Below are 22,711 nucleotides of genomic sequence, written 5' to 3'. Positions count from 1 at the left end.
AATAATTTAGGGGAGAATAAATGTATGCATTCACCAGAGAAATATCTAGAAGTACCACTTGATTTCAGTCCCGAAAAAATGAATAGCTCTTTTGCAGAGTTCAAGCAGGATTATCCGGAGTTTGAAACAACGCACATTCTCGATGAGCTAAGGGACCTTGAATACGCACGCCTGGACTGGCATGATCAAATATATCTGGATTATACAGGTGGAGGGCTATACGCTAATAGTCAGCTCCTCAAACATATGGAATTGCTTCGATGCAATGTTTTTGGGAATCCTCATTCCGACAATCCGACTTCAATAGCTATGACAAAGCTTGTGGAGCGAGCCAGAATTAAAATATTAAGCTTTTTTAATGCGTCTCCTGATGAATATGTAGCTATTTTTACTCCCAATGCTACAGGTGCTCTCAGGTTAGTAGGAGAAGCCTATCCGTTCGAAAAAGGAGATAGGTATTTGTTAACCGTAGATAATCATAACTCCGTCAATGGCATTAGAGTTTTTGCAGAAAGTAAAGGATCTTCCGTAAGCTACATTCCTATGATTTCCCCTGAGCTGAGAGTGGATGAAGAAAAGCTGGAGTTTTATCTTGACCAGGCCAGACCTGAGAGAAACAACCTGTTTGCTTATCCAGCTCAATCCAACTTTTCGGGAGTACAGCATCCCCTGGACTGGATTGAGAAAGCCCGGAAAAAAAACTGGGATGTCTTGCTGGATTCTGCTGCCTTCGTACCTACTAACCGCCTTGACTTGAGTCAGTGGCACCCCGATTTTGTCTCAATTTCATTTTACAAAATTTTTGGCTACCCAACTGGTCTCGGCTGTCTTATTGTCCGAAAAGATGCTTTGAATAAACTAAAGAGGCCCTGGTTTTCCGGGGGTACTATCAGCATAGTTTCTGTCCAGAAAGAAAACTGGTATTGCCTTCATCAGGGCGCTGAAGCATTTGAGGCTTTTGAAGACGGCACTGTCAATTATCTCAGCATACCTGCCCTGGAAATAGGATTGAAGCACATCGAAGGGATTGGTGTGGATGTCATTCACAAAAGAGTGATGTGCCTTACTGGCTGGCTGCTGGATAAGATGCAGGCTCTGGAGTATCCCAATGGCCAGGCTATGGTAAAGATTCACGGCCCATCCGGACTTGAGAGGCGAGGAGGGACAATTGCTTTTAACCTCTACCATGCAGACGGAACGCCTTTTGATTGCCAGACAGTTCAGGAGGCTGCAAATAAAGCAGGCATCTCTTTAAGAACCGGCTGTTTCTGTAATCCTGGAGACGGTGAAGTAAGCCATAATATCACCAGAAAAGAAATGGCTTCATGCTTTGAGAATTTGAAACCTTCCAGCAGGTATCCCTATGGCTCAGATTGCAAGAACCAGGAATCCTGCCTTGCTGTAAAAACTAAAATGTCAAGCATACGTGTATCGCTTGGTCTTGTGACAAACTTCTCAGACGTCTATCGATTTATGAACTTCCTTCAAGGACTGATGCATGAACCGGAGATCAGAGTTCTAAAAGCAGAAAAGGTAAAGCGAAGAGTATTCCTGAACAGAGGACCATAAATAAGAAGTATACAAGAATATTTTTTCTGAACTGTATCAATTCAGATTCAATTGCTCAAAATGTGTCGCTTGAAATTGCCTAATTAAAAATAATTTTTAAAAAACTTAACACTTGTTAGAGAGTTGATAAACATCTCTAAAAAATTAAGCACTTGATACGTCAGTACTTGATATTTCAGTACCTGCTTATGCTTTCCTATATTTCAGTAGAAATTCACAACAAGTGGCAGATATTTGAGAGATAAGAATGACTGCATCGAATAGTTGGGGAAAAACTGTAGTTTATACTGCATTAATACTCTGCCTGATCAGTTTTCTGTTGACAATACATGCTGGATATGAATATTATAGCAACAATACAGACGATAAAATTCTAGAAAAGACAAAGGTAGATGCGTACAACAAAGCTAGCGTTGTTTTGGAAAATATATCGAGCGAACTTAATTCGACGAGTCTCCTTACTGAAGGAATTGCAAAAGAATTGCGTTCTGGAGAACTGAAAAATGATTCCATTATCAGGCAGCATATCCTGGATAAAATGAAGGGAAATCCAAATATTTACAGCATTGTCATTGCGTATTCCCCTGAATATTATGGGAAACTTCATTCACTTCATTTCAAAAAGAATGGTTCAAATATCCTGGATTCTCCAATCCTGTACGACTATACGAATAATAGTGAAGAAACAACAACCTGGTATAATAATGCCATAAAAAAGAAGTGTGGAGTCTGGGACCAGCCTTATTTCGGGATCGCAGATGGTACTTATCTGATAGATTATTCAACTCCATTTTATCTTGCAGAATTCAAAAACGGGAGCGAAGTTGCAGGAGTTGTGTGTGCGAGCCGTTCTATTGAAGGAATAAGAACGCAGATAGGAAGCCTTGATCTTGGAAATACGGGTTATGGTTTTATCTTCTCTGAGGAAGGCTTAATCGTTTCCTATCCTGTTCAGTATTATCTACTCAGAAATATTCACAAACTGGCAAAAGAAGACACTGAACTTAACCTTATAAGCGAAAACATAAGCAAAAACATGACAGGCCGAGTTGTAGAAAATGATCGGACAGGGCAATCTTCCTGGGTATTTTACAAAAATATTCTTTCTACAGACTGGATACTGGGTACTGCCCTTCCTCAAGAAGAAATTTTGCTGAACAAAGATATAGAGCAGGATCGCTCTATTATTCAGGTCATGCTTTTAACTTTTGCTTTTTTATTCTTCCTGTCCCTGCTTTTTGTCTCCATTTTCAGTTATGACGATAGAAGTCTCTGGCTGTTGGCTCTTGTTTTTTCATCCCTCTGCATCCTGGGAATGGGCATCATCTGGCACTTTACTTTAAATGAATCGTCGATTGAAGTCGACGAGAATGATAATATTGTTGTTTTCGACATGGTAGATATTGAAACAGTAATGCTAAAATCCGATACAAACCCGAAAGCTTTCAGGATTCCCACGGGGGTCTTTATCCAGTCCATAGAGTTTTCGACTTCTAATGACATCACCATGACTGGGTATGTCTGGCAAAATATTTCAGGGCTGAGTGCTGAGAAGGCTTCGCCGAGATTTAGTTTCCCGGAATCAAAAGAAAGCACAGTTGAAAAGGCCTATGTGGATGAGGACAAGAATATCGTAGGTTGGCGTTTCACGACTATTTTGCGCCAGCAATTCGATTATTCCAGATATCCGTTTGACGAGGAAAATATATGGATTAAATTCTGGAACAACACTTCTGAAGAAAGTGTTCTGATCCCAGATTTTGATTCCTATGACAGCCTGGCTCCGGAAAAACTTCTCGGCCTAGAAAACTCTCTCGTGCTTGAAGGCTGGAAGCCACAAAAAACTTTTTTCAGTTACAGGATAAATTCCTATAATACCAATTTTGGGGTAAAAGATTTTAAACATAAGAACTTACCCGAGCTTTACTTCAATGTTGCTATCAAAAGAGACCTAAAGTCTCCATTTGTTTCCGACTTGCTGCCCATAATAGTAGTAGTCATCCTTCTGTTTGTGGTGCTTTTGATAACAACCAGGGAAGAAGAGAAAAATCAGTTTGGGTTTAAATCTTCGGGAGTCTTGACCTATTGTGCCTCTCTCTTTTTTGTCCTTATTGTTTCCCATGCCTCCCTCAGGGCTAAAATCCCTACGAATTGTATGATTTACCTTGAATATTTCTACCTTATACTGTATCTGGCAATTCTAGCTGTATCTCTGAATTCAATAGTATTTGCGTCCCATATAAATATCCCTTTTATTGATACAAAGGATAATCTGTATATGAAAGTGCTTTACTGGCCTATAATTGCGGGATTTCTGTTGATGATTACGCTCCTGAATTTCTATTGATGGATTAATTTTATTTGGAAACTGATATCGTTATCCAATTTTCTCAGTAATAATTACCCCATATTTTTTACATAAGTAGAAAAAAAGAAAGTCTGGATCAGGCTCTTTATCATCTTAGAACAGAATCATGCTTAGTGTCGAGTCAACTGCAGAATGTCGTATAAAATCGATTGTCTTTAAGTCTTTGAGCTTAGTAAGGTTTGGAGATTCTACTCTCTGAAATTTGCAAATGATCAGCTTAATTGCCTCATCATTTGAATTTCTCCACTGCACCACAAAGAATATACACCATTGAAAGACACAGACCAACCAACAAAGCGCAAGTCAGTTGATTTTTTGGGTCTCTGCTCAGTAAAACGATGGCAGAAAGACATATACCTATTATACATAAAATTAATATGTCTAATATAGTTCTAAGTATAGTTCTAAATATAGTTTTTATCTTCATGGTTTATGCCTTCTTGTGACGATCTTGAAATGCCGGTAAACTGCAATTAACTTGAAGACTCAATAGAGAGTGAGACTATTTCTTTAGTATTATAATAATCGCTGCTTATTATTGCAATTAACTTAAAAACTGATTGGAGATTGAAACCATTTTCATTTTGGAACGTTGTTATAAGTGCTCCAAAATTGCAATTAACTTGAATCCAGACGGAAGATAGTTTTAAGAGTATACTTTATTCAGTCAAGTAATCTTCAATTTGATGCCAGGACGTGAATTTGTCCAACAACTGCAGAAAACTACACGACAATTGTTCCTAACCTCCTTTTTGTGGCTGTATCAATTACAGATATCGTGGCATTGTCGTAGTATGTTATTGGGGGCTGAACTTTGTGCAGTGGCTACCAAAAATACTTGTATATAAGCCAATTAAATTCTATTAATTCTAGAAGATTCTGACACTCTCGGTTTTCAGTTAATTGCTATCCTTGTAGACCAGCTAGAAGGCAAACTTGAATTAAAAAGAGGTTCTGGAACTGAATTTGTTATAAAATTTGCAATACCGGAAAACGAATAAGAATTTTCTCAGGGACTTTCGTTACTCTTATATTTAAGTTGTATAGTAAATATGGGTATATGATTTCAATCTTCAGAAAAGGTTAGAGTCACTAACATTTCACCGGTTATTGCACCAACTCTGGATATAAATAAGAACAACAATGTCTGTCAGTTATTGAAAAATCACACGTATAAGAATTTCTCTATGTTTACTCAAAATAACAAATCTACTCATTTTTTATAATTGATTGACAATTCACGGGCATAACCTAAGAAAGATTGATTTTATTACATTTAAACGGTGTTTAACAATGTCCAAAAAAACTTCTAAACCAATATCTCGTAGAGAACACGATCAAATGAAACGCAATAGAATGAATAATAGCAAACCGGCATCGGATAATAAAGGTATAATTGAAAAATGCAAGAGCCTTCTCAAGAAAAAAAACTCAGAGAATTAAGTAAATAAGATTAAAAATTAATTTTACTATAATTTCAAGTTCACTATGCGTTTTAGGTAGAGAAGAGAAACAAAGTTTTTATAATCATTTAAAGGCTGTTGATTATTTAGTCCTTTTTATTTATACTACTTTTACTTTTGTTTCCCGACTCTTTTTTAATATAAACCATTCTTCACTTTATTTTCACATCTTATACCAGTTTTGAACCTTTTTTACATTCCAATCTTTACTTCTCGTTGTCAAAGATGCAAAACTGCCAGCATTGTTAAACAGGTCAGCAAGCAGACAATTTATAAAACATAGGCGATTTTATTAAATTGGGGAGATTATTATGAGCAAAATTAATATCGGGGATAAAATACAGGATTTCAGGCTAAGAGACCAGAAACAGAAAGAGGTGCACCTCTATGATTTCGCTGGCAAGAAGGTTCTTTTATCATTCCATCCACTCGCCTGGACAAACGTGTGCGCAGAACAGATGAAATCACTTGAGGAAAACCACGAAATGTTCACCAGATTGAACACGGTGGCTTTTGGCATAAGTGTGGACCCTATACCTTCAAAAAGAGCCTGGACTAAGGAACTTGGAATTACGCACATCAAGCTTCTTTCGGACTTCTGGCCGCATGGGGAGGTTGCCAGAGCATATGGGATATTCAGAGAAAAAGAAGGGGTTTCTCAGAGGGCGAACATAATTATCGACGAGGAACAGAAGGTTATATTCTTCGAAGAATATCCTGTGCACGAACTTCCTGATATGGCAAAGATTGCAAGAATTCTGGAACAAGGGAGTAAAGTTCAGCTCTAAAAAACAAAGCAATAGAGAGATAAAGTAAGTAATAAAATTACAGGAAGAAATAAGGAGAAAAGTAAACTACGAATCATAGAATGAAGGCTGGAAAAAGAAAAAGGTCAGAAAATCCATCAATTCTATAATTATTCAACTTTTTTCATTTAATTTACCCCGAATTATCCACTTATTTCGTTCACTCCATTGTAAATCCCATTTCACTTCATTGTAAATCCCATACTTCATTGTAAATCCCATATTACTTCATTGTAAATCCTATATTACTTAATTCCGTATCAATTCCCTCAAAGAGTTCTCTCAGTGCTATCCTGAGTCTGCGGACCTCTACCTGCCAGACTCTTTTGCTAACCTGCTTGTCTCCCCCGGCTTTAACGGCTGCTATCCAGGAGTACTTTCTGGCAATTTTTTTGTTGTTTGAGGGGAAACGGAAAGCTTTTCCAGTTTTCTGGTTCGTGTATTTCTCGTTGATCAGAAATTCATATATTTCCTGAACTCTTTCAAGTAGTTTTTTTTCACTTTCTGACCCTGAATATCCAAACAGCACAAGATTCCAGAGGCGGAACTGCACATTATGAAGCTCGTGAGAAAGATTCTCGGAAACCGAGACCTCCAGCATCTTCCTGAATTCAAGGTAAATGTCCGTATTTCCGAACCCTGAAGGCAGGATGTTTCCAAGCGAGATCATAACGTGAATACACTCGTGAAAAAGAATTCTGGCTATCAGGAACTCAACCCTTTCCTGCAAATTCCAGAATTTGTTTACGAGAGCCTCGTCCCAGAGCTGATAAGGGTTAACAAGGATCATAGACCTGTAAACAATCCTTTTTTCTTTCTGTGAGACCAGGCGCTTGGGATAAAGAGTCATTCCCAGCATTTTTCCGAAAAATTGAATCCTGACAGCCAAATCCCAGCAATACTCCCACTCCCCTGAACTTACACACTTTACCCTATAGTAGTTTCCATCAAAGTGAACCTCCTCAAGCAGCCGGTACATATCTTTACTGTGTACCTTGATCAACGACTTTATCATAGGTTCCCTATAGATCCGAAGGTCAAAATAAGGTGCATTCGGGATAGGAGCAGGAAGTGAAGCAAGAAATGAAGCAGGAAGTGAAGCAGGAAGTGAAGCAGGTGAGAAAATATTCAGATCCTGAAATCCATAAGACCATAAATTTGAGTTCCCGTTCAAACCATTGACTTCCTTCTTAACTGGCATGGTCTTCTTTGTCATAAAATTCCCTCGCACAAGATCCCCTGTAATAAGATACCCAATAAGTATTATTACTGAAGATATATATAAATTGGTTAATATACGGCCGGGAATTGAAATAAAGGATTGCCCTGGTTAAAACCGGAAAATCTCTTATTTATTTACACGGGTTTCTGTAAGATTTCCACAAACAGGGCAATTGTTTAACTTTGAAAGTGAAATTTCACTGAAATTTCCTGAAAGCCCGTTCCAGAACAAAAGGCGGCCTTCCAGAAGCTTCCCCTGTCCTGTCAAAAATTTAATTACTTCGTTTGCCTGAATAGACCCGATAATCCCTGCAGTTGCCCCTAAAACCGGAAAAACTTCTTTTTTGGAAATGCGTGGGAAAATACAGTAAAAACAGGGAGTTTTTCCAGGTACTATTGTTGTTACCTGACCATCATAGCCTGTAACTGCTCCATGTATTAAAGGAATCCTTCTTTTTACGACAAGCCTGTTAAGCATATGCCTAGTTTCGAGATTATCAAGCGCATCAACTATAACATCACATTCAGGAACCAGGTTTTCGAGATTTGATTCGGTAAGCATCTCTACTATGGTTTCAACCTCAATATCCGGATTCATGGAAAGCAGTTTTTCCTTTGCGGACTCTATTTTAAGCCTTCCGATGTCCTTTTGATGGTGAAGAAACTGTCTGTTTAGATTGCTGGGATCCACGGAATCGAAATCTGCAAGAATTATTTTTCCGACTCCTGCTATTGCGAGATAGGTGGAAACTGGACTTCCCAGTCCGCCTGCCCCGGCAACCAGCACTTTTGCATTCTTCAACTTTTCCTGCCCCTCTTCCCCAAAAAGAAGGATCTGCCGACTGTATTTTTCACGCTCGAAATCATTCATGCAAGGACTCCGGAATTCAATCTATTTTCAGGATACGATTTCTATTTTTTCGTCACCTGGAATATTCTCGCTCAGTTGAATTTGAATCATTCTCCTTAATCATCACCTTTCTTATGCATAATCTCTTCGGCTCTCATAAAAGGAAGGATCAGCAGGATCTGCATGAACTCTAATTATGAAAGTGGATACCAGCCCAACTTTAATCAAAGTGGATACCAGCCCAGCACATAAAATCGGATAAAAATCTGGTATTCAGTAGTATCAAAGCAGAAAGATATATCTCAAAGCAGAAAGGTATATCTTTGGGATGAAACATGAGCCGCAGGCATATCGGTGGTAGGGGCAAGAATTATTAGAAAAATTAATTAAGGCAAGGCCCATAAAAATAGGAAGTTCATTTTTTTTACATTATTCTAACCGGCTATTGCAGTTCAATATTGCAGCATCTTTCTCATATACTAAAGGCGGGATGCTGAAAAAAAGAAATTTATAAAGGTCTTGGAATTTATGAGAGTCCTGGATTTAAAGAATACGGTTATCAATATCAAACAGGAGTTTTCAGGCTACTTCAAAGAACGAGATGCTGAAATTAATGGGTCTCTTCTTGCACTCCTTTCTGGTGAACATGTCCTTTTACTTGGACCACCCGGGACTGCAAAAACTCTGCTTGCAAGCAAAATCTGCGAAACTATAGAAGGAGGAAACTTTTTCCATTATCTTCTGACCCGCTTTTCCACGCCTGAAGAGATATTTGGACCGCTTTCCCTTAAGGCGCTTGAGAGGGACGAGTTCAGCAGGCGGATAGAAGGTTACCTTCCAACTGCGCATATAGCTCTGCTTGACGAGATTTTCAAGGCAAACAGTTCCATCTTAAACAGTATGTTGACTGTACTGAATGAGAGAAAATACCATAACGGCAAAGAGCTTATTGAGGTACCTCTTTTTACCGTTTTTGGGGCCTCCAACGAGCTGCCGGAAGAAGATGAAAGCCTCGAAGCCCTTTACGACCGTTTTTTGTTCCGATACAAAGTGGATTATATCCAGCACGAAGAGAACCTTGAAGACCTGATCTTCAAAAACACCGAAGATTTCGTGCCCTCAACGAAACTCAGCATAGAAGATATAAAGGAAACCCAGAAGAGAGCAAGAGACCTCCCTGTTGATCCTGAGGTTCGGTCAATTATAAAGGCACTCCGGAGAGAACTCAGGAACTCAAATATTTTTGTCTCGGACAGGCGCTGGAAGAAAATTGTAAATGTACTCAGAGTAGCTTCATTCGTAAACGGTCATACCAGTGTAGACCGGATGACTGCTGTCCTGCTGCAGCACGTACTCTGGGAAGTGCCGGAACAGAAGGAAGCAATCAGGAAACTTATTCTGGACAGGGTTGTTTCAGGGGGCACGGATACTGGCAAATTGAAACTGGATGTCCTTGATCTGAAAAACTCCATATACGGTTGTTTACAGCAGGAACTGCCGGATCTTGTAGCCTGTAATAAATGCTACGAAGAAGAGAGAAGAACAACAAACAGCCTGAAAAGTTCAAGGTTCTCAGGGGTCAAAGCGCAGAGGAGCCTCACATTCGACAATTCCCTTGACCTGCTGAAACACCATGCCGAGTTTCCGACCCATACTTACAATTTCGGGCTTGATTATAGCAATGTCAACAGTTCCCTGAGCTTCGAATCCCTGGCAGAACAATTCCGCAGAAAATACGGGTTTGAATTCAAGATCAGCCTTGATTATGGAGATAAGAAGCTCTATGAAAAAGAGTACGAAAATCTTGAAGAAAAACTGAACTATTTCAAAAAGCAAATCCAGGAAGAAGAAAAAGCGCTTGAGGAAACCCTTCGGGAAAATATCTGGGTTTCAGGGCAGGACAGCCAGGAAATCCTGATGAAATATCGCTCCAAAAATACCGATGTTTACGAGATTGCAAACAGTCTAAACGAGGTAAGGCTCCTGCTCGAAAAACCCAGGGTATTTGATGTAACCATTGAAAAAGCAGGAGAGATAGCTGAAACCTGAATATTTCCAAAATATAGCTGAAAAACTTTTGAAATATAACTGAAAAATTTTAAAATATAAATAAGAAGTCTCTGAAATCGAACTGAAAAATCTCTGAAATATAATAGATAAGAAGACAACTTAACTAAAAACTCCTATAACTTATCAAAAACTCCTAAAACTTTGGAGAATTTCCGGAAAAGGAAAAACATGCAGGAATTTAAAAAGCGGAAGGAAGATTTCGAGGGTATTCACGGATCAGGCTCATCTTTATCGTTTAGCCATGCCTTCAATCCTTCCACAATATTGAATATTGAACTCAGGGATGTCCTGGCGACTCCACGAAAAATGCCGAGGCAAGTCAGGGAAGAAATTGCAGAAATTCTTGTTTATGAGCTCTTTTCAGAAGATGGGTACGAAATAAAAGATGAAAAGCTGTTTATGAGTAAATTTGGAGCTTTTTATCCAATCTTTTTAGGTTTAAGAAATTTTGGGGTCTGGGCTGAAATAAAAACTCTTGCCGGAGCCAACAACCTGGCAGGTGTTTTTATACTCAGAGCCCTGCTTGAAGAACTTTTTACACTTCTGGATGACTATGGAAAAATAGAATCTGAATTTTCAAAAAAGTTCGCAAAAAACATGGAAAAAAGCCTTAAAGCTCTGAGGAAGCTAATCGATGAAACTCAATCGGCATGGGAACGAAACAGAATAAGAGATCTTGAGGAAAATTTCTGGTTGCAGGAAAATCCTAACATATCCAATCAACAGGAAACTCAAGAAAACAAACCGGAAAGTCCCCTCGAACAAGAAAGTTTCCTCGAACAAGAAAGTTTCCTCGAACAAGAAAGTTCCTTTACACAGGAAAGTTCTCTTACACAAGAGAGTTCCTTCCAGCAGGAAAATTCTCTCAAAGAAGAAAATTCTCTCAAACAGGAAAGTTCCCTGCAAGACCCTGAGCATGAAAACTGGGAAAATCCATATATGCAGCCTGGATATACTGCTGGGTCCGAAAGGCTTGCTTCAATGACTCTGAACTTCATGTCTTCAGAGAAGGCAGGAGAAGCTCTTGATTCTGTTATAGAAGAAAGCATAGCTGCAAAAATTGAAGAGCTTATCCCTGTGCTTGAAGACCACCTTGAAATGCTAGAAATTCTCTCAATGCTCTTTCCGGGCAGAGCCTGGGATTACTCCTTGAAGGCTCTTCACAGAGAATACTTCGGAAACCTTGAAAAATACGCCGCACTTCTTAGAAAGAGCTCGGACATCCACGAAATTCTTGAGCAGGTAGGAAGAATCGAACTTGAGTACGGCTCAAAAAAGCTGAGTTTATCTCCGCACAGTAAAAGCGAAGTTCATTCGGTTACCTTTTCAGGCGACCTCCAGACATTACTTCCAGCAGAAACCGTAAAGCTAATAAATCCTCTCCTGAAGCGTAAATTCTATGCTGATATGCTTGAAGGAAAACTCCTGACCTACCAGCTAAAAGGAGAAAACTGGAACTCGGATAGTGCCGGAAAAAAGAGAAAAGGGCCTGTAGTCGCCCTTGTAGACACCTCGGCGTCGATGCGGGGAAGCCCAGAGCTTCTTGCAAAAGCCGTAGTTCTGGCAGTTACGAGAAGAATGTTAACAGAAAACAGGGATGTTAAGGTGATCCTCTTCTCCTCTAAGTGGCAGACCGTTGAAATTGAACTTACAAATAAAAAGCGCATGGGCGGGGAGTTTCTGGAGTTCCTGAAGTTTACTTTTGGCGGTGGCACCGATTTTAATACCGCACTTCGCGCAGGCCTTAAGTCTATGAAAAACGAAAAAGCCTTCGAGGGAGCCGATCTTCTCTTCCTTACCGATGGCTATTCCGAACTCTCAGAAAGGCCCCTTATTCGGGAATGGAATGAGATAAAAGCCGAAAGAAAAGCCCGGATCTTTTCCCTGATTATCGGAAATTATGATGCCGGCGGACTGCAACAGATTTCGGATCACACGTATCTTATAGGGAATGCCGAAAACTGGGATGTTGCAGAAAGCCCTGCAAGTTTTGTGAAAGCTATAAGCAAACCTTACAGGTTTTAAGCTCCCGGATATAAGTTCCCGAATATTTTTGATTTTCGAACATTTATTACTGCGTGTTATTTTTTAAGATGTTTTTAGTTCTTCACACTGTAGATATATTATGATCCTTCGTGCTTTAATGCCTGTGCTTGAAAAGTTTCTGCAGACCTTCTCCAAAATCGTCCAGATCTTTCCGTGCTGGGGTCTGGCGCCTGGATATGCTTGACAGGACAGAAAATGCAGCCTGTTTACTCCGACTAGCTCCTTTAAGCAGCCCAATTTCGATCATTGCAACAATTAATTCGGAAATGATTTTTTGATCTCTGGGACTCAGGTTATTCCATTTTTCGTTGATCTTTTTTGAGGAATCAATCATTGATTCTTTTCCTTCGAATGCTATTGTTGAGGCTTTTGAGGAAGCTACTTTTGAGGCGCTAATTATCTGTTTTCTGCCATAAGAAGCCGTTTCCAGGAAGATTTTGAAAGCATTCTCTGAGATCTTTTTTAGTCTTGCTCTGTGATTAATAGGGATCTCCTCTCCAGACGCCTTTCGAAAATCATTTTCAGAGCCTCTGCTTTCCAGAATTTCACGGACCTCTCTAAAGATCTCCAAAATTTCCTCCTCAGACCTCGTTTTAAGGTATTCTCGGAGTTTTTCCAGAAGGTCCAAGTCGATTGGCTCTGAATCCGCTTCATAAGAGGAGTTCGGATCGTGGAAAAAGCCCTTATCCACCTCAATGCCATCTACTTCAACGTCATCTACCTCAACGAAATCAGCATCAATTATAGGACTGGACCCAAAGATAGCTTCACGCGATGAAGCCTTTCTGGATTTGGATTTATTCCGGATCCTGAACCCTGCATCTGAAAGTCTGTCGAATACTCTGTCTTTAAGCAAGAAAATGCACTCCTTCCTGAAAATAAATGCCTTCCCTCTTAAAACAAAAAACTTTACTTGCGCGGAAATGATTAGTAGTCGGCAACTTTAGTATCAACCCGCGTTAAATATAAGATTAAATTACCTGCGTATTAATTTTGATTACTGCGTATTAACTTAATTATCTATCAGGAGTTTAATATTGAGACTTGATATCTTTTTCTGTTTATCTCTTTTCAGCAAAGTTTGAGTTTGCAGATTTGGCTAGGAAATATCAGAGCCAAGCGAACAATCATCTGCCTTTTTTGAAGCAAAACATATAAAAAACGGATAACAGAAATTAAGTTATTTAATCCCTTATTTTGTAAAAATAACTGCAAATTAATTGGCAGTTTAGGAAATTATTTTATAAGTTTCAAGCCTTAGTAAATAATGAGCGAGGTTAAAAATATGCACATAATGGATACTAAGGCGTTAAAAGGAATCGTATGCGTGCTCCTTGTTGTAGCAATACTTTCGATTGCCTGTACAGGGGCAGAGAATGAAAATAGTTCCGTGCCTGCAACAGAAGAAGTGCAGTCAAAAGTCGGGGTCAGTGCTTCCAGCAGTGCATCGTCTTCGAGTTGGGACAGTGCTTCCAGCAGTTCATCATCTTCGAGTTGGAGTAGTGGTGGCAGCAGTGCATCATCTTCGAGTTATGCCGGGGATTACTTCCCCGAGTTTCAGAAAGTAAGGGTTGATCCAGCTTATAAGCAACTTGAACTTGAACCTGGAGACCGTGAAAACTTTATTGTAACCGTTGAGAACAAAGACAACAAGACAATCGAGTTGAAGCCGAAATCTGTAATCCCTCCTTACACGGAAAATTTCATAAACGAAAGCTGGATCAGAATAAGTCCTTCAGAGGGGACTCTGAAGCCTGGCGAAAAACAGGAATTTCAGGTAGAAGTGAACATACCAAAAGATGCTGATTTTGGAAACTATGCCGTGCTCCTTTCTTTCACGGAAAAGGTACCTGAAGGAGATGTAGCCGGGAGTCCGAATTTCCCAGGCACAATGCAGATGAACTTAAATTTATGGGTCAAGCCTTCAGTCCAGATTCTTGCACCTTATGTAAATGACCTTGTTGAAGCCGGAAAGGATTATACTTATGAAATAAAGCTCAAGAACACAGGCAATAAAGATATTGCAATTTCCCCTGAGCTTACTGAAGGAGGCATCATCTCCGCTGACGCAGGTTTCTCTGCAGGAATGTCGCAGCAGGTCTTTGGAGACGATGCGTTACGTGTCGAAGCTCCTGAGAAAATAAAAGCCGGACAAACAGCTATCGTAAAACTTGAACTTGCGGTTCCTGCTGATGCAAAAGGCAGCTATAGAGGCAGCTTTGACTTGAATATTGACGACCCTGGGATTCGTGAATGTGAGGAAAGGATTTCCCTGAATTTCCGTATTCTTCCAGTGCCTGGGAAACCTTATGAAAATACCTTTGAAGCCGGGACAGACGGCCCTATCACCCTGGATATCAAAGCCAATCAGTATGATTACGGCCTGTATACTACCGGAGGAAACCAGAATCTTAAGCCTTCTTTTAATGTGAGCCTAACAGATCCTTCAGGAAATGAGGTTACCCCTACTCTTGTAAACACAAAATGTAGTGGCTCGATAAACATAGTGGATGATACGTATCCACAGATGTCGTATTCTCTTCCATATATATCCTCAAGAGTTACAAGCAATATGGAAACTAGATACCAGGGAAATTATCAGGGAGGCACCACAACCTTTGTTGAAACCTATACCACGCCTGGAGCTGCAGGAAAATGGACCCTTTCGATCTTTCCCAAAAATACCGAGAGCTTTGATTATACCGTAACAATTGGAGATGCTGAAAAATAAGCAGTTTCCACCTTTTTTCTTTTGAGCTATTTCAAGACTCAAAATTTGCTTTTTTAAGTCTTGTATTTGAGTGACCAATTGAATATCCATTGGTCATCGGTTAAGGAATTTTCTTGCTTGATAGCTACTGATTTTGCATTAGAAACCGACCTTAAATGATGGTCTCTTTACATGAAATCGATACCAAGTTCAAGCTCAGGATCTATTAAAGTATTTAATAAATGTTGAGGATATTGACGCAATTTGTCACGATTCTTCGCTTAACCGAAGACGCATGATTGAATATCTAATTCTAAAAATGATCTTTAAAATCCCACCGATCAAGAAAAAGTTAGTTTTGGAATAGTTCATAAATATGTAAATCATTTAAAACAGATATTATGGAAGATACCTCCTCTACACTCTCAAAATCATTTATTTCAGATGATCCCGAAGTCGAAAAAGACTATTTTAAAAGAAAACCTTTTGCTCAACAAATATCAAATATTATAGTCTCACGAAAGGAGCCAAGTAGTATCGTCGTAGGAATTTATGGTAAATGGGGAGAAGGGAAAACTACAGTACTAAATTTCATCGAAAACGAATTAACAAGAACCGAGAATATTATTTGTATTAGATATAATCCGTGGTATTACTCAGATGAAGTAATGTTGCTCCAAGACTTTTTTAATGTCCTTGCGGGAAAACTTGAAAAGGTAAGCTCTTCTAATGATTTAAAAGCACAAGTCAAAAAATACGGAAAACATATTTCCCAATTTGCCACAAGTAAATCCACTACTATTAATCTTGGACCCTTACAGTTTAATCCATTTTCATCAGATTCTTTTTTGGATTTAACCGAATCTAAGAAAGAAATTCAAGCAATCTTAAAAAGTTGCAATATTAGGATTGTTGTGCTGATGGATGATATAGACAGACTCGACAAGAATGAAATTCAAAGTATTTTCAAGTTAGTGAAATTATCGGCAGACTTTTATTATCTAGACTATATTTTAGCCTTTGATGAAGAAATGGTTGCATCTGCAATAGGAGACAAATATGGTTCTAATGATATTGAGTCCGGTAGAAATTTTCTGGAAAAAATAATCAGTGTTCCATTACATTTACCACAAATTGGTGAAACAGCTTTATTCTATTATTTGCGTGATGGCATCGACAATAACGTTCTTCCAATGATTAAACAGAAATTCACAGAAGAAGAGCACGAAGTATTTATCAAGCAGTTCAGAAAAGGACTACAAGTAAGACTTAATACTCCTAGAATGGCTAAACGTTATCAAAATGCTCTAATTTTTGCTCTTCCGATATTGGAAGATGAAGTAAATATTGTAGACTTGATGCTTATTGAAGGCGTTAGGGTATTTTACCCAAAAATGTACGATTTAATAAAAAATAATGCAGAGGTATTTATAAATAGTAATTTATTACTTGAGACGGAGTTAAAAAAATCATTTGAAAGAATAAATAATGAGATTGAAAGTTTACCTTTTCAAGAACGAGATCCATTTCGAGATTTGATAGCCTTTTTATTTCCTGGATCACAGCGGTTCTCTAATACTTCATACTCTTCTTATCCAGTGGAAAATCAACAATCATTAGCAAGAAAGAGAAGAATTTCTTCTTTACGCTATTTTAATCGCTACTTTTCCTATGCAGTCCCCAGCAGGAGATATATCAGATCTTGAGATCGATCATCTCATTGAAAACATTACTAGAACCGAAGAAATAGATGATAGAGAAATTGAAGGGATTTCATCTCAAATCATAGAGCTTATAAAGGCCAATGGTCCAGGATCTGCAGACTCATTTATTTCAAAGATCTATCGGATAAATAACAAACTAGATGTTATAACTTCTCAAAAACTGGCATTATCGATATCTAAACTTTCGGAACACTTTCCAAAGAATTCATGCTTAAATCTTATAGAAGATCTATTACGAAAAATGCCATTGACCACTAGAGTTGCTTGCTCCAAAAAAATGATCGAGTCAGCTAGATCAATTTGCTTTGCATTAAATACTTATTATACTATTAATGGGGAGGAAATGCAGTTTTTAGCAGAAGATACTGAATCTTTAAAAGATATAATAAAGAATCGGATTAAAAATGAAATTATCTCTAAAAATGAACCAATTTACGTAAGATATTCTTGTGGTGGTTTCATATTCCATTTTTTGCGAGACTGCGGTTGCAAAGAAGAATTGAGTAAATATATCGAAAAAACATTCTCTTTGGATTCTAGTTATTCTCTCAAATTTCTAAAGTGTTTTCATATGATCATGCACTCTTCTAGCGGTGAATCAAAGACTTTTATGAATGAAAACTACGATTCAATAGCAGAACTCATTGACCCAGGTATCTTGTATGACGCGCTTCACAATATTTATTCCAACATTTTGGAAAATCCAATTTTTGAAAATGAAGACAATGAAGACAATGAAGACAATGAAGATATTAGATTTTTAAAAAGCTTTTCACAAATACATAACGGGAGAAGAAAAGGTAAGCAGCCAAATTAACACTATTTAATATCTGAGTTTACCTTGAATCAGGTAAGGTTCATTGGACTTTATTAATTATTTTTACTCTGTATATTATCTTTGCTTGTCTACCAACACTCCTACCATAACATTTGGAGAATACAGGTTAAAGAACCAGTATATTTTAAGTTAAAGTAAAAATCAGCAATAATTATACTGGTTAATATATAATTTAGTTGGGGTCAATTTTCGGGGATTACGGAAAAAAGTATAGGGCAAAATTTCAATGGGAGCAAACTTTTGTATTAAAAAGGGAGTAGTAAACCCGAAGGAATAAAATAGTCTGAAGATAAGATGGGGCTTCATACTATCAAGAGACTCGCACGATAAAGAAATTGACGTGATAAAGAGAAAATCTATAATATCATAATTTTAGTTTCATATTTCTGCTGGAGGTAATAAATATATGAGAGAAGGTCCGGACCCATTTGGGGTCAGAGACACTATTGAAACAGCTGCCGGAAAAGCTACGATTTACAGTCTGGGTAAACTGGAAGAAAAGGGCTATGAGGGAATCTCCCTACTTCCTTACTCCATAAGGATCCTGCTGGAATCTCTGCTCAGGCATGCGGATACTGAAAAGCATATAATAACTACCGAAGATGTGGAGGCTCTTGCTCGCTGGAGCCCGGAAAATGTAAGTGACAGGGATATTCCGTTCATTCCGTCAAGGGTAATCATGCAGGATTTTACAGGCGTTCCAGCCGTAGTAGACCTGGCAGCCCTCCGCTCGGCAATGCAGCGCCTTGGAGGCGATCCCGCAAAAATAAACCCTGTTATCCCTGCCGATCTTGTTATTGACCACTCGGTCCAGGTGGACTCCTACGGCACGGCATATGCCCTTGAAGAAAACGAAAAAAAAGAATTTGAACGCAACACGGAACGCTATTCCGTCCTGCGATGGGCTCAGAAAGCCTTTGATAATTTTAGAGTCGTGCCTCCAGGAAGGGGCATTATCCATCAGGTGAACCTTGAGTATCTGGCCCCGCTTGTGCATCTTAAAGAGAAAGACGGGGAGTTATCTGCATTTCCTGATACTCTTGTAGGGACAGACTCCCATACTACAATGATTAACGGAATTGGAGTACTCGGCTGGGGAGTAGGAGGCATAGAAGCCGAAGCTGTAATGCTCGGGCAGCCTTATTATATGCCTGTGCCTCAGGTAGTGGGCTTCAAGCTTTACGGAAAAACTGCGCCTGGAGTTACTGCCACCGATCTTGTCCTGACAATTACGAAGATGCTCAGAAAAGAGGGAGTTGTCGGCAAATTCGTTGAATTTTACGGGCCCGGGTTAAACTCACTGAGTCTTCCTGATAGGGCAACGATTTCCAACATGGCTCCTGAGTATGGTGCAACCCTTGGAATTTTCCCACCTGATGCCGAGACGCTTGACTACCTGCGAAGAACTGGCAGGAGTGAAGAGCAGGTGGACCTTGTGAAAAAGTATCTGGAAGCTCAGGGCCTTCTCTATTCACCTCAAGAGCCGGATCCCGTTTTCAGCACTACCCTAGAACTTGATATGAGCACGGTAAAGCCCTGTCTTGCAGGCCCGAAGCGTCCTCAGGATCAGCTTTTCTTGAGTGAGATGCCTGAAAACTACCATGAAATTATGAAGCAGACCTTTATCCGAAAGAAAGAGTCAGGGATTGAACTTCCTCAGGATCCTGCTTACCAGCGCTGGACAGAAGACGGAGGGACACCTTTAAAGGAACCTGAAATTCTCGGTGCCGAAGAGGAAAAAAAGGAATCTTCGGAAAAGGCTTTCAGGGTAACACATGGCTCCGTAGTGATTGCAGCAATTACTTCCTGTACCAACACCTCAAACCCTTCAGTTTTAATAGGAGCCGGGCTGCTCGCCAAAAAGGCTGTAGAAAAGGGCCTGCATGTCAAGCCTTTTGTAAAAACAAGCCTTTCCCCAGGTTCAAGAGTAGCTACGGAATATCTGAAAGCTGCAGGCCTTTTGCCCTATCTCGAAGCCCTTGGTTTCCACCAGGTTGGTTACGGTTGTACAACCTGTATAGGAAACAGTGGACCTTTACCTGAAAAGGTTTCAAAAGAAATTAAGGAAAATGACCTTACTGTCGCAGCCGTACTCAGTGGAAACCGGAATTTCGAAGGACGGATTAATCCTCTTGTCAGGGCAAACTACCTTGCTTCTCCGCCTCTTGTTGTGGCCTATGCAATCGCAGGCACTGTAAACATCAACCTCGAAACCGATCCTCTTGCTTATGATCCCAACGGACGTCCTGTTTACCTCAAGGATATCTGGCCTGCAAAGGAGGAGATAAAGGACGCTGAAAAGAACAGCATCAAACCTTCAATGTTCGAAAAAGAATATTCGGGTGCTTTAGAGGGTTCCAAACGTTGGAAAGAGCTGGAAGCTCCAACAGGTACCCTCTATGACTGGAACCCTATGTCCACATATATTCAGGAACCTCCATACTTCATGGACTTCCCGCCTGCTCCACCTTCACCTGCGGATATAAAGAATGCAAGAGTTCTGGCCCTTTTCGGGGACAGCATTACCACGGACCATATTTCCCCTGCAGGTGCCATTCCTTCAGACAGTCCTGCGGGCAGGTACCTGATTTCCTGGGGTGTGAGCCCTGAAGATTTCAATTCTTATGGGTCCAGAAGGGGTAATCATGAGGTAATGATGCGTGGAACCTTTGGGAATATTCGGCTCAGGAATAGGCTCGTGGAAAAGGAAGGAGGATGGACAGTATACCATTCTCGGGAAGAAGACTTCCCCGAGGAACCCTGTAAAGGAATACCGATTTATGATGCTGCTATGCTTTATGCAGAAAATAATATTCCTCTGATCGTTATTGCAGGAAAGGAATACGGAACAGGCAGTTCCAGGGACTGGGCAGCTAAAGGTACGTTCCTGCTCGGAGTTAAAGCAGTTATTGCTGAGTCTTTCGAGCGTATTCACAGAAGTAATCTTGTCGGCATGGGAGTTCTTCCATTGCAATTTAAAGAAGGCGAGAATGCCGATACCCTGGGCCTTACAGGAAAGGAAAGCTATGATATTCTGGGCATTGAATACATGGAACCCCATGGAGATCTTACTGTAAGGGCAAAGGACGAAAAAGGGAACGAAGTACAATTCCAGGTAACCTTGAGATTGGATTCGGCTGTTGAAATCGAGTATTACATCAACAGTGGGATTTTGCACAAGTTCCTGCGGGATTCAGTGAAGAAAAAATAACAGGTTATCAATACCTGAATTAAATAAAGAATCTTTTTGAAAAGGTTTCTTAAGCTTTCATAAGTTTCCTGCTTTCTTGAAACCTTTTCATTTTCCTGATCGGAAAGAGAGCAATAGAGAGTTATTTTAATTCTTACGGACATTTTAAGGAAAACTTTATTCTAAAAACAGCATATTTTATTTTAATATAACCGCGAGGCTTAAGGTCTTTGCTTTCTTAATATCAAAAAATAATTATAATGATTCAGAAATATAATTTCAACAAATTTAATATACTTATTCGATGATAATAGGAATGCATTGTCACCCTATTTTTGGGTCTTATATGGCCCTTCGCGTTAAATTTTCCACATATAAGCAGAGGATTCCCCAAACTTCAAAGTTTTTTGAAAATCCTCTTGGTATAACTGTGAGGTATAAAATGAGTAAAAATATCTGTTTCATAGATGGGTTGGAGGGCATTCTGAAATACAGGGATATAGACATTAACCAGCTGGTTGATCTTCCCTATGATGCCGTTTCCTATCTACTTATCCTCGGCGATCTCCCTGGAGATCAGGAACTTGCCGAGTATTCAGCCTGCCTGCATGGGGAGCGTGAAGTCAACAGGGAGGTGATAGACGTTATCCATATGTGCAATTTCAATATTGACTCTATAGAAGCGCTGCGTACAATTGTTTCTTTTATATCACAGTTCGATCCGGACATTAACGACAGCTCTCCTGAAGGAAATATGAGAAAAGCTATACGGTTAATTGCCAAGATACCAACCATAGTTGCTACGTATTATAGAATCGCAAACGGAAAAGAACCTGTACCCCCGGATCCATCTCTCTCTCACGGAGCTAACTTCCTTTATATGCTAAGAGGAAAAAAGCCAAGTCAGCTGGAAGCTGAGATCATGGAAAAAGACTTTATCCTCAGCGCCGAACATGAACTAAATGCCTCTACTTTTTCTTCAAGAGTTACTGCCTCTACCCTTTCAGACCTTTATTCTGCTGTTATTTCCGGACTTTGCACCCTTAAAGGCCCTCTGCATGGAGGGGCAAGGGCAGAAGTTACAGCCATGATCGAAGAAATTGCTTATCCAGAAAATGCAGAGAGTTATGTCCTCGATAAGCTGAGTAAAAAAGAAAAAATTATGGGCTTTGGACATAGAGTTTACAAAACTTACGATCCTAGAGGGACGATATTCAAGCAGCTTGCTAAACAACTTGCAGAAGCAAAAGGGGATATGCACTGGTACAACATTGCCGAAGTAGTAGAAAACACTGTTATCCGTGAACTTGTAGAAAAGAAAGGAAAGCCAATCTATCCTAACGTTGATTTCTATTCTGGAGTCATTTACAAGTATATGGATATTCCCCCTCAACTTGCAACATCAATCTTTGCAATCGGCAGGGTCTCAGGCTGGATAGCTCACTGCTTTGACCAGTACGAAAAGAAAAAGGTCATAAGGCCCAGGGCTTTCATGCTCGATGAATGTTGAAATCCTAAAAACCTGTTGCGTCTGAAAACTAGCAAAGAAAAATGGAATAGAAAAAGTCGAAAAAAAACACACAGATATGGGAGACTGGATCTGGCAGACAGTAGTTGTCAAATGAAAGCCAAGAACCAGAAATAAAACTGTTTTTTCAGGCAAAACAGGTTCAAAAACAGATTAAAAGTTAAAAATGAAACAATATATTTCCAGAAGTAAATAATCGACTCAGTACCAAAATTCAGTGATGAACAGAAAATTAAAAATCACTAGTATCGAGTCAATTACAAAATGTCGTATAAAATCGATTACAATTATTTGGAATAATTGAATCCTTGATAATTGACTTAACACT

General features: G+C 39.4%; 13 protein-coding genes. 10 read left to right on the top strand and 3 right to left on the bottom strand.

Annotated elements, in window-relative coordinates:
- The 3 genes from A9239_RS00485 to A9239_RS00475 all read left to right on the top strand — a co-directional run.
- On the top strand, positions 1–1,569 hold a 1,569-nt coding region (locus A9239_RS00485; RefSeq protein ID WP_369815380.1), incomplete at its 5' end, for an aminotransferase class V-fold PLP-dependent enzyme.
- Positions 1,570–1,816: 247 nt separating this feature from the next.
- Positions 1,817–3,916, top strand: a complete 2,100-nt coding sequence (locus tag A9239_RS00480; RefSeq protein WP_048154294.1) for a cache domain-containing protein — start codon at positions 1,817–1,819, stop codon at positions 3,914–3,916.
- Between the two features lie 1,795 nt (positions 3,917–5,711).
- Positions 5,712–6,188 carry a peroxiredoxin gene (locus A9239_RS00475; protein ID WP_048120308.1) on the top strand — a complete coding sequence of 159 codons (477 nt, stop codon included), beginning with the start codon at positions 5,712–5,714 and terminating at the stop codon, positions 6,186–6,188.
- Between the two features lie 241 nt (positions 6,189–6,429).
- Here A9239_RS00475 and A9239_RS00470 read toward each other — a convergent pair whose 3' ends face one another.
- Positions 6,430–7,422, bottom strand: coding sequence for a hypothetical protein (locus A9239_RS00470; RefSeq protein ID WP_048120310.1), 993 nt, complete (start codon positions 7,420–7,422; stop codon positions 6,430–6,432).
- A gap of 132 nt (positions 7,423–7,554) precedes the next feature.
- Complete coding sequence (locus A9239_RS00465) at positions 7,555–8,298, bottom strand: HesA/MoeB/ThiF family protein (protein ID WP_048120312.1); 744 nt, start codon at positions 8,296–8,298, stop codon at positions 7,555–7,557.
- A gap of 507 nt (positions 8,299–8,805) precedes the next feature.
- Here A9239_RS00465 and A9239_RS00460 point away from each other — a divergent pair.
- The gene (locus tag A9239_RS00460) at positions 8,806–10,326 is read left to right on the top strand and encodes an AAA family ATPase (protein ID WP_048120314.1); all 1,521 of its coding nucleotides are present in this window, start codon (positions 8,806–8,808) and stop codon (positions 10,324–10,326) included.
- 189 nt (positions 10,327–10,515) lie between these two features.
- On the top strand, positions 10,516–12,372 hold the full coding sequence (locus A9239_RS00455; RefSeq protein WP_048154290.1) for a VWA domain-containing protein: 1,857 nt from the start codon (positions 10,516–10,518) through the stop codon (positions 12,370–12,372).
- 115 nt (positions 12,373–12,487) lie between these two features.
- On the opposite strand, the gene A9239_RS00450 is transcribed toward A9239_RS00455, so the two are convergent.
- Positions 12,488–13,249 (bottom strand): hypothetical protein, encoded by a 762-nt coding sequence (locus tag A9239_RS00450; RefSeq protein ID WP_048154286.1) that lies wholly within the window; start codon positions 13,247–13,249, stop codon positions 12,488–12,490.
- Positions 13,250–13,678: 429 nt separating this feature from the next.
- Here A9239_RS00450 and A9239_RS19210 point away from each other — a divergent pair, with 429 nt between their 5' ends.
- From A9239_RS19210 to A9239_RS00425, 5 genes are all read left to right on the top strand, one after another.
- On the top strand, positions 13,679–15,124 hold the full coding sequence (locus A9239_RS19210; RefSeq protein WP_176722075.1) for a hypothetical protein: 1,446 nt from the start codon (positions 13,679–13,681) through the stop codon (positions 15,122–15,124).
- A gap of 380 nt (positions 15,125–15,504) precedes the next feature.
- The gene (locus A9239_RS00440; RefSeq protein WP_048154281.1) at positions 15,505–16,809 is read left to right on the top strand and encodes a P-loop NTPase fold protein; all 1,305 of its coding nucleotides are present in this window, start codon (positions 15,505–15,507) and stop codon (positions 16,807–16,809) included.
- Positions 16,775–17,644 carry a hypothetical protein gene (locus A9239_RS00435; RefSeq protein WP_048154279.1) on the top strand — a complete coding sequence of 290 codons (870 nt, stop codon included), beginning with the start codon at positions 16,775–16,777 and terminating at the stop codon, positions 17,642–17,644. Before A9239_RS00440 ends, A9239_RS00435 begins: the two co-directional genes overlap by 35 nt.
- A gap of 427 nt (positions 17,645–18,071) precedes the next feature.
- Positions 18,072–20,876 carry an aconitate hydratase AcnA gene (acnA, locus tag A9239_RS00430; RefSeq protein WP_048154271.1) on the top strand — a complete coding sequence of 935 codons (2,805 nt, stop codon included), beginning with the start codon at positions 18,072–18,074 and terminating at the stop codon, positions 20,874–20,876.
- Between the two features lie 421 nt (positions 20,877–21,297).
- On the top strand, positions 21,298–22,365 hold the full coding sequence (locus A9239_RS00425; protein ID WP_048123290.1) for a citrate/2-methylcitrate synthase: 1,068 nt from the start codon (positions 21,298–21,300) through the stop codon (positions 22,363–22,365).
- Positions 22,366–22,711: the final 346 nt, after the last annotated feature.

Source organism: Methanosarcina sp. A14, assembly GCF_001729375.1.
GTDB classification, from domain to species: Archaea; Halobacteriota; Methanosarcinia; order Methanosarcinales; family Methanosarcinaceae; genus Methanosarcina; species Methanosarcina barkeri.
Note: the sequence above shows the minus strand (reverse complement) of the source record. Positions and strands in the feature narration are given on the sequence as shown.

Excerpts from the sequence above, each read along its gene's own strand:
- A9239_RS19210 (WP_176722075.1), top strand. The coding sequence starts at position 13,679 with ATGCACATAATGGATACTAAGGCGTTAAAAGGAATCGTATGCGTGCTC.
- acnA (WP_048154271.1), top strand. The coding sequence starts at position 18,072 with ATGAGAGAAGGTCCGGACCCATTTGGGGTCAGAGACACTATTGAAACA.
- A9239_RS00435 (WP_048154279.1), top strand. The coding sequence starts at position 16,775 with ATGCAGTCCCCAGCAGGAGATATATCAGATCTTGAGATCGATCATCTC.
- A9239_RS00455 (WP_048154290.1), top strand. The coding sequence starts at position 10,516 with ATGCAGGAATTTAAAAAGCGGAAGGAAGATTTCGAGGGTATTCACGGA.
- A9239_RS00425 (WP_048123290.1), top strand. The coding sequence starts at position 21,298 with ATGAGTAAAAATATCTGTTTCATAGATGGGTTGGAGGGCATTCTGAAA.
- A9239_RS00465 (WP_048120312.1), bottom strand. The coding sequence starts at position 8,298 with ATGAATGATTTCGAGCGTGAAAAATACAGTCGGCAGATCCTTCTTTTT.
- A9239_RS00460 (WP_048120314.1), top strand. The coding sequence starts at position 8,806 with ATGAGAGTCCTGGATTTAAAGAATACGGTTATCAATATCAAACAGGAG.
- A9239_RS00440 (WP_048154281.1), top strand. The coding sequence starts at position 15,505 with ATGGAAGATACCTCCTCTACACTCTCAAAATCATTTATTTCAGATGAT.
- A9239_RS00470 (WP_048120310.1), bottom strand. The coding sequence starts at position 7,422 with ATGACAAAGAAGACCATGCCAGTTAAGAAGGAAGTCAATGGTTTGAAC.
- A9239_RS00480 (WP_048154294.1), top strand. The coding sequence starts at position 1,817 with ATGACTGCATCGAATAGTTGGGGAAAAACTGTAGTTTATACTGCATTA.
- A9239_RS00475 (WP_048120308.1), top strand. The coding sequence starts at position 5,712 with ATGAGCAAAATTAATATCGGGGATAAAATACAGGATTTCAGGCTAAGA.